We start from the raw sequence: 1,945 nt of genomic DNA on the forward strand, positions 1-1,945 counted from the left end.
TCTAAGGAAATTTCCTTTTCTCTCTAAATCCTTATAAAATTTATCATCCAATTGTGATAGTGTAGATAATCCTGCCTGGACAGAAATTGGATTACCACTAAATGTTCCTGCCTGATAAACTGGTCCTTGAGGGGCTATTAATTCCATTATTTCTCTTTTTCCACAGAAAGCACCCATTGGAAGTCCTCCACCAACAATTTTACCTAATGTGGTTAAATCGGGAGTGACTCCATAATATTGTTGAGCACCACCTCTGGAAGCTCTAAAACCAGTAATAACCTCATCGAATATTAATACAATATTATTTTCTTCAGTTATTTTTCGTATAAACTCTAAAAATCCAGGTTTTGGTTCAATACATCCAACATTACCCATTACAACTTCCATTATTAAACAGGCGATATTTTCTCCTTCTTTTTCAATCAATTCACTTAATGCTTCTTCATCATTGAATGGAACGGATAATGTATTTTTAGTAGTGTCTGTTGGAATGCCTGCAGAATCGGGCAAGCATGCTGCACCTGAACCACCTTTAACCAAAACATAATCATGAGCTCCATGATAAGCTCCTTCAAATTTAATGATTTTGTCACGGCCAGTAAAACCACGTGCCAATCTGATAGCACTCATTGTAGCTTCAGTTCCGCTGTTACAGAATCTAACCATTTCAGCAGAAGGTATTCTATCAACGACTTCACGAGCAAGTTTAATTTCATTTTCAGTTGGAGCACCATATGCCGTACCTATGCTTAATTGATTGGATACTTCACGTACAACTTTAGGATCAGCATGTCCCAGTATCAATGGTCCATAAGCAAGACAATGGTCAATATAAGTATTTCCTTCACTATCGGTTATTTTACATCCTCCAGCGCTTTCCACAAAAAATGGATAAGGCTTAAATGCACGCACTGGTGAATTGACTCCTCCAGGGAAGTATTTTTTTGATTCATCAAATAATTCTTCAGTCATTTTATCACTTATAAATGTTGGATTAATGAGTTTACACAAGCAACAGCAATAGGTGTACCACCTTTCGGACCTTCAGTAATAACATTAGGAATATTTGAATTTCTCAAAGCCTCTTTTGAATCGGCAGCTCCGACAAAACCTACAGGAACTCCAACGATAGCTTTAAGATTCATTTCACCTTTTTGATATAAATCCATAGCTTCAAAAACTGCTGTAGGGGCATTTCCAGAAACAACAATGCCTTCAAAATCGTTTTGACTTGCATATCTGATAGCAGCAGCAGCCCTTGTAATCTGGTGCTCTTTAGCTATTTTTTTAACCTCTTCATTTTTAATGTAACATTCAACTTCACCATCATAACGGGTTATTCCATATTTTACCATATTGATGTCTGTTAAGATTGTTTCATTATTTTTCAATGATTTCATTGCAGAATCTACAAAGTCATCACTGATATGAACAAGTTTAGCGTATTCTGGATCTGCTGTTGAATGAACAATACGCTCAACTATGTCTTTTTCAGCAGGTTTCAAATCTTTAATGTCATCACCGATAAGGCCACGTATGATTTCTCTACTTTTGGTAGCGATATCATAACCTTGTTTGGTTGATGCACCCATAAACATTTGGTCTGTCATACTATAATTATATGTAAAAAAATAGTTAAAATATTTTTTTATACCAAATTTTGATTTTGAATTAACTTTTTAAAATATCTCTTAAGCCAAGTAAAATTCCTTTAACTTGAAATTTTCCATTTTAATTACTTTATTTTAAATATTATATGTATTGGTGAAATTTTAAAATTATCTTTTTTTAGATTATATCATTTGGGAAAAATCATGCATAATGAATGTTATCCTATCCTCTCATTTCAGTATTTTTTTCTTTTACAATAGAATAAAAATCAATATATTGTAGATAATATAATTCAATCATAATTATAATATTATGTCTAAAAAATAATGTATTA

General features: G+C 32.9%; 2 protein-coding genes. Both read right to left on the reverse strand.

From position 1 onward, the window contains the following. Positions 1-972: glutamate-1-semialdehyde 2,1-aminomutase (locus ACKI3Q_RS08545; RefSeq protein WP_407416173.1), on the reverse strand; the 972-nt coding region annotated here is incomplete at its 3' end. Positions 973-980: 8 nt separating this feature from the next. Then, positions 981-1,610 (reverse strand): cobalt-precorrin-8 methylmutase, encoded by a 630-nt coding sequence (locus ACKI3Q_RS08550; protein WP_407416174.1) that lies wholly within the window; start codon positions 1,608-1,610, stop codon positions 981-983. Positions 1,611-1,945 lie beyond the last annotated feature (335 nt).

This window comes from Methanobrevibacter sp. (assembly GCF_045636185.1).
Classification (GTDB): domain Archaea; phylum Methanobacteriota; class Methanobacteria; order Methanobacteriales; family Methanobacteriaceae; genus Methanocatella.

What these genes read in the sequence shown, in the direction of transcription:
- ACKI3Q_RS08550 (WP_407416174.1), bottom strand. Translation starts at nt 1,610, where the DNA reads ATGACAGACCAAATGTTTATGGGTGCATCAACCAAACAAGGTTATGAT.